This is a genomic window from Ferrovum sp. (assembly GCF_027317285.1).
GTDB lineage: Bacteria > Pseudomonadota > Gammaproteobacteria > Burkholderiales > Ferrovaceae > Ferrovum.
Genome location: NZ_DAHVHV010000076.1, coordinates 1 through 6,401, shown reverse-complemented (window position 1 = coordinate 6,401; position 6,401 = coordinate 1). Strand labels below are relative to the sequence as shown.

Genomic DNA, 6,401 nt, shown 5'->3' with positions numbered 1-6,401 from the left:
GTCACAGGGGACTTGCCGGGCTTGTCCAACAAACGGTTCAGATCGTGGCTTGCGCACGATCTAACCTTGTTCGTTAACGTTCCACGAAGGCCCGTTCGATGACGAAGTCACCCGGTTCGCCCACGCCTCCGGAGATTTTCAGTCCCCGTTCGGTGAGCAGAGCCGAGATGTCCTTGAGCATTCCCGGACTGCCACAGATCATGGCCCGGTCCACGGCGGGATCGAGGGGGGGCAACCCCACATCGGAAAACAGTTTTCCGTTCTCGATGAGGGTCGTGATGCGTCCTGTCGTTTCGAATTCCTCACGGGTGACGGTGGGGTAATAGATCAATTTCTGGCGTACCTCTTCGCCAAAGAATTCATTGGCCGGCAGTTCGTGGGTGATGAAATCGCGGTAGGCCAATTCAGAGATCTGACGCACGCCGTGCACCAGAACGATCTTGTCGAAACGTTCGTAGGTTTCGGGATCCTTGATGATGCTCATGAAAGGAGCCAAACCAGTCCCCGTGGAAAACAGATAGACATGCTTGCCAGGGAGCAGGTCATGAATTACCAGGGTACCCACGGGTTTTTTGCTGACCAGCAGGGAATCGCCTACCTGGATATGTTGCAGGCGCGAGGTCAGGGGACCATTGGGGACCTTGATGCTGAGAAATTCCAGATGTTCGTCGTAATTGGCGCTGGCAATGCTGTAGGCCCGCGTCAGGGGTTTTCCATCCACCTCCAGACCGATCATGACAAAATGACCGTTTTCAAAGCGCAATCCGGCATCCCGGGTGGTCGTAAAACTGAACAGGGTGTCGTTCCAATGGTGGACGGAGAGAATTTTTTCGGTACTATACGCGGCCATGATGACGAAAAATCCAAGGAAAACCCCGATTATAGTCTGTCTCGACGGGATTCCAAAGTCTCGCCGGTTATAATCTTATACAGTGGATCGGCGAACAAACTTGCGCCAGAATAGTAGGAATGCTAGGATTAATTCCTACTTTTCAACCAGGACGGGAGCCAGGCATGTCACAAGTGCGAGTAAGACTCAAACACCAGATTACAATCCCCGCCCGCATTGCCGAAGCAGCACACATCAAACCTGACGATATGCTTGAAGTGGCTTATGCAAACGGCGTTGTTACCCTGGTGCCCGTAAACCGCAAGGCGCGCAAAGGGTCGGCAATGGCCTACGCAGGTATCGCACGTGGCCTCTGGGGTCAGACAACCGCAGAAATTGAAGCCGACCTGAAGGGCGGTCGTGACTCATGGGAAAGATAGAGGATGCTATCGCCCGCATGGTCGGGCACCGCGTCTACTTGGACACGAATGTTTTTGTGTACTTCCTGGACCGCAACCCGGACTATTTTTCGGTGGTTGCCCCCGTCATTGAAGCCATTGATTCGGGGCTGATCATCGGTTATACCGGGGATGCCGTGATTGCCGAGACATTGGTGAGGCCTTATCAAACCGGCAATCCGGCACTGGTTGAGCGTTTTAAGGCATTTTTCAGCACAGAAGATTTCTTGTCCATCCAACCGCATGATGCTGAAGCCTTTGACTTGGCTGCGCAGTTGAGAGCCGAGCGTGGTTTGAAATTTATCGATGCGTTGCATTACGCTACGGCCATTCAGGCGGGCTGTAAGTTCTTTTTAACCAACGATGGCGCAATTCAGTCAAGTGATGTTCTTGAAGTCATCTCTGTGAAAATATTGGCCGAATAATAGGGTATGCACCGATTGGCCCGAGCACCTTGAAACACCACTGTCTGATTTCGCGATTTAACTTATCCTGTTGATCCTAAAAACGTCCGGCAGGAAAAACCGGGAATGGTTCAGAGGCATATCACCTTATGATGAACGTCTACGCTGCTCGTCTTCAAGATTGGCAACGCCAGGGGTTGGAACGACCACACCGTCCGGTGCAGAGTCCGCAGGGACCGACTCTGAGCGTGGACGACCGGGCGTATCTGGCGTTTTGTTCCAATGATTATCTGGGGCTGGCCAACGATCCCCGGGTCTGTGCCGCAGCGCAAAAAGGGCTCGAGCAGTATGGGATCGGCGCGGGCGCCTCTGCCCTGGTGTGTGGTTATAGCGCAGCCCAGGCCGAACTGGAGGCGTGGATCGCGCACTGGCTGGATCTGGAACGGGTGCTGTTGTTTTCCTCGGGCTATCTCGCGCATTTGGGGGTGATTCCCGTGCTGGTCGATGGGGAGACCGCCGTGTTTTCCGACGCGCTCAACCATGCCAGCCTGATCGATGGGGTGCGACTGGCCCGTCCCGCCCAATTGACCATTTATCCCCATGGGGACTGGGAATTTCTGGAAGAGGCACTGCGCCGTTGTCCGCTGGAACAACGCTGGATACTCACGGATGGCGTCTTCAGCATGGATGGGGATGTGGCGCCCCTGCGGGAGCTGGAGCGCCTGGCGGAGCAGTACGGGGCCTGGGTTCTGGTGGATGATGCCCATGGACTGGGAGTCCTGGGTCCACAGGGCAAGGGAAGTCTGGCGGCCTGTGGGGTGAGTTCCGCACGGGTCCTGCACATGGCGACCTTTGGCAAGGCAGTGGGTACGGCGGGTGCCTTTGTGGGAGGGGCGGCTCCCCTGATTGACTGGCTGGCGCAACGGGCGCGCACCCATATGTTTTCCACGGCCCTGCCGCCGCTGGTGCAGGCGGCTACCCGTGTTGCTCTGGAATGTGTGGCTCTGGAGGAGTTCCGACGCACTCATCTGGCCCGGTTGGGAGAACGACTCGATGCGGGACTGCAGGCTCTGGGTCTGAAGGGGCTGCCTTCATGCACCGCCATTCACCCCCTGATCCTGGGGGAGAACCGGCGGGTGATGGCAGTTTCCGACCGGTTGCGCGAAGAGGGTCTGTGGGTGGCGGCCATTCGTCCGCCCAGTGTTCCGGAAGGAACGGCTCGTTTGAGAATTTCATTGAGTGCGGCCCATTCGGTGGCGCACATCGATCAATTGTTGGAAGGTCTTGAAAAAGTGATGGGGGTCGAAGCATGAATCAGACCGCGAGTTGGGCAGAGCGGAGTGCGGCAGCGGTCTGGCACCCCTGTACCCAGATGCAATGGCTGGAAGAACATCCCGTGCACCTGATCCGGGCGGCGCAGGGGGCCTGGCTGGTGGAAGAGCAGGGCCGGCGCATTCTGGATGCCATCAGTTCCTGGTGGGTCAACCTGTGGGGGCATGGCCATCCCGCCATCGTGGCAGCCCTCAAGGACCAACTGGATCAACTGGATCATGTCATGCTGGCAGGCCTGACTCATCAGCCCGTGGTGGAATTGTCCGAACGTCTGAGTCGTCGCACGGGGGGGCGCCTGGGTCATTGCTTCTATGGATCAGACGGTGCCTCGGCCACGGAGATGGCCCTCAAGATGAGCGCCCATTACTGGCGCCACCAGGGGCGGCCGAACAAGAATTCCTTCATCGCGCTGGCTCATGGCTATCATGGAGAAACCCTGGGGGCGCTTGGAGTGACGGATATTCCGCTGTTTCGCACAGCCTATGCGGCGCTGATTCGGGGAGCGCACGTCATTCCTGCCCCGGACAGCCGGATTCCGGGCAGCGAGGCCCGTTCCCTGGAGGCCTTGGCGACCTATCTTGCCGCCCATCAGGGAGAAGTTGCCGCGCTGATTCTGGAACCTCTGGTGCAAGCCGCAGCGGGCATGGTGTTCCATTCTCCGGACTATGTGCAGGCGGTATTGGCGTGTTGCCGGCGCCATGACGTGCATGTCATTGCCGATGAGATTGCCGTGGGGTTTGGCAGGACGGGCACCTTCTTTGCCCATGAGCAAAGCGGGATCACGCCGGACTTTTTGTGTTTGTCCAAGGGGATCACCGGGGGATTTCTGCCCCTTTCCGTGGTCATGACCCACGACTCCATCTATCAGGCCTTTTACGCGGAAGGGGTGGATCGGGCCTTTCTTCATTCCCATTCCTACACCGGCAACCCCCTGGCTTGTCGGGCTGCGCTGGCCGTACAACAGTTGTTCGATGAAACAGGGATATTGGCGATCAATCAGGCGCGCCAAGCTCAGATGGCGCAACAGGTGGCGCCCCTGTTCGACCATCCGCGCATCACCCAGGGACGGCAGCGGGGCATGATCTGGGCGTGCGAGGTCGTCGATCCTCCCGCGCACTTTGCGCGCCGGTTTCATGCACGCGCCTGGGAAGCCGGCGTGTTGTTGCGCCCCATCGGGCATACCCTCTACTTCATGCCGCCCCTCAATCTGTCGGAGGACGAACTGGATTTTCTGGTGAGCCGGACCCTGGAATCCCTCGAAGAGGTGCTGGCATGAGGGGTTGGTTCGTGTTGGGCACCGATACGGGGGTGGGCAAGAGCCGGGTGGCCTGTGCCCTGCTGGAAAGCGTACGGCGCAGGGGGTTGCACGGGTTGGGCATGAAGCCCGTGGCAACCGGGTTTTTTCGCCAGGGTGACCGGTGGGTCAACGAGGATGTGGAGCAGTTGAAACAGCATGCGGATTCCACGCTGAAGCACTCTGGCGGACCGGTTCCGGAAGAATGGATCAATCCCTATGGTTTTGAACCGCCCATTGCGCCTCATCTGGCGGCGCGGCGGCAAGGGGTCGACATTTCCTTCCCGGTCATGCATGCGGCATACCGGCGTTTGCAGGAGGAGACCGACTGTCTGGTAGTGGAAGGTGCGGGAGGGGTTCTGGTTCCCCTGGGCGTGGAAGGCGATCTGGCCGATCTGGCGCAACGGTTCGCCCTGCCCGTGATTCTGGTGGTGGGGCTTCGCCTGGGGTGTCTCAACCATGCCTTGCTGAGCGCGGAAGCCTTGCGGCATCGCCAACTGCCCTGGGCGGGGTGGGTCGCCAATTGCCTGAGCACTGACCTGGAGGAAGAAGAGGGACAACTCGAGACGTTGCAGGCGCGTTTGCCGGGTCCTTTTCTGGGGCGGTATCCTTACGGGATGCCGCCTGAACTTGGGTACACCGTCCTCGACCAGAAAAGTTTGTGGGGGCCGGACCGGCTCGTGGGGTAACGTTCAAGGAGAGAGTTCTGTCATGTTGCTCTGGTTTGTCATCGGCTATTGGGCCATCTCGGTGGCGATTGGCCTGATCGTGGCCTTGCGCGTGCGCAATACCGTGGATTACGCAGCTGCAGGGCATCGCATGCCCCTTTATGTGGTGACGGCCACCGTGTTTGCCACCTGGTTCGGTTCTGAAACGGTGTTGGGGATCCCGGCCACTTTTCTCAAGGAGGGCCTGCGGGGGGTCGTGGCGGATCCCTTCGGCTCCTCCCTGTGTCTGGTGCTCGTCGGTTTGTTCTTCGCCCGCCCCCTCTACCGGCGCAAGTTGCTGACCATCGGGGATTTCTATCGGCGCCAATATGGGCGTACCGTGGAAGTGCTGGTGACCTTGTGCATCGTGCTCTCCTATCTGGGCTGGGTGGCCGCTCAGATCAAGGCCCTGGGACTGGTATTCAACGTGGTTTCCGACGGGTCGATGAGCAAGCCCACCGGCATGATCGTCGGCGCAGCCACGGTCATGGTCTATACCCTGTTTGGCGGAATGTTGTCGGTGGCCATCACGGACTTCATCCAGATGATCATCATCATGCTGGGCATGGTCTATATCGGCTGGGATCTGGGCGGACCGGCAGGGGGCATCGGCGCCGTGGTCCATCAGGCGGCAGCGCAGGGCAAACTGTCCTTCTGGCCCGCCCCGCACTGGGGAGAAGTGATCGCTTTTTTTACGGCCTGGATCACCATGATGCTGGGATCCATTCCACAGCAGGACGTCTTTCAGCGGGTGACCTCCTCCGACACGGAAATCACTGCCCGCAATGCTTCGATCCTGGGGGGGGTGTTGTATTTCCTGTTTGCCTTCATTCCCATGTTTCTGGCTTATTCGGCAACGCGCATCGATCCGGCGCTGGTCAGTCGCTATCTGGACAGCGATTCCCAACTGATCCTTCCCGAGTTGATTCTGACTCATTCTCCAAAATTTGCCCAGATCATGTTCTTCGGGGCGCTGTTGTCGGCCATCAAGAGTTGTGCCTCGGCCACCTTGCTGGCACCTTCCGTGACTTTTTCCGAAAACATCCTGCGGGGATTCATGCCGGGGATGACCGACCGGCAATTGCTGACGGTGATGCGCTGGGTGGTTTTTTGCTTTACCTGCCTGGTGACGACCATCGCCCTCAATTCGCAGGCGCCTATCTTCAGCATGGTGGAGGATGCCTATAAAGTGACCCTGGTCGCCGCCTTCGTTCCCCTGGCTTTTGGCGTGTACTGGAAACGTGCGACCCCCTGGGGGGGGCTGGCCTCAGTGGTTCTGGGCATTGCGGTATGGTTGCTGGGCGAAGGGTGGGCTCCGGAAGCCCTGAGCCCTCCCCAACTGGCCGGGTTGGGGGCCAGTCTGATGGGGATGGTGGC

General features: G+C 58.9%; 7 protein-coding genes. 6 read left to right on the top strand and 1 reads right to left on the bottom strand.

The genetic code is table 11. The features are described from left to right. Positions 1 to 73: 73 nt before the first annotated feature. Positions 74 to 850 (bottom strand): ferredoxin--NADP reductase, encoded by a 777-nt coding sequence (locus tag M6F29_RS10970; protein WP_297484519.1) that lies wholly within the window; start codon positions 848 to 850, stop codon positions 74 to 76. A gap of 164 nt (positions 851 to 1,014) precedes the next feature. Here M6F29_RS10970 and M6F29_RS10965 point away from each other — a divergent pair, with 164 nt between their 5' ends. The 6 genes from M6F29_RS10965 to M6F29_RS10940 form a co-directional block, all read left to right on the top strand. Then, complete coding sequence (locus M6F29_RS10965) at positions 1,015 to 1,269, top strand: AbrB/MazE/SpoVT family DNA-binding domain-containing protein (RefSeq protein WP_298159752.1); 255 nt, start codon at positions 1,015 to 1,017, stop codon at positions 1,267 to 1,269. Continuing rightward, the gene (locus M6F29_RS10960) at positions 1,257 to 1,712 is read left to right on the top strand and encodes a type II toxin-antitoxin system VapC family toxin (RefSeq protein WP_298159748.1); all 456 of its coding nucleotides are present in this window, start codon (positions 1,257 to 1,259) and stop codon (positions 1,710 to 1,712) included. Before M6F29_RS10965 ends, M6F29_RS10960 begins: the two co-directional genes overlap by 13 nt. Before the next feature lie 128 nt (positions 1,713 to 1,840). Further along, positions 1,841 to 3,004, top strand: coding sequence for an 8-amino-7-oxononanoate synthase (gene bioF, locus M6F29_RS10955; protein WP_298159746.1), 1,164 nt, complete (start codon positions 1,841 to 1,843; stop codon positions 3,002 to 3,004). Beyond that, complete coding sequence (bioA, locus tag M6F29_RS10950; RefSeq protein WP_298159743.1) at positions 3,001 to 4,299, top strand: adenosylmethionine--8-amino-7-oxononanoate transaminase; 1,299 nt, start codon at positions 3,001 to 3,003, stop codon at positions 4,297 to 4,299. Before bioF ends, bioA begins: the two co-directional genes overlap by 4 nt. Further along, positions 4,296 to 5,006, top strand: coding sequence for a dethiobiotin synthase (bioD, locus tag M6F29_RS10945; RefSeq protein ID WP_298159739.1), 711 nt, complete (start codon positions 4,296 to 4,298; stop codon positions 5,004 to 5,006). Before bioA ends, bioD begins: the two co-directional genes overlap by 4 nt. Before the next feature lie 22 nt (positions 5,007 to 5,028). Next, positions 5,029 to 6,401 (top strand): high affinity choline transporter 1 (locus M6F29_RS10940; protein WP_298159737.1); only part of this gene is annotated, 1,373 nt, incomplete at its 3' end.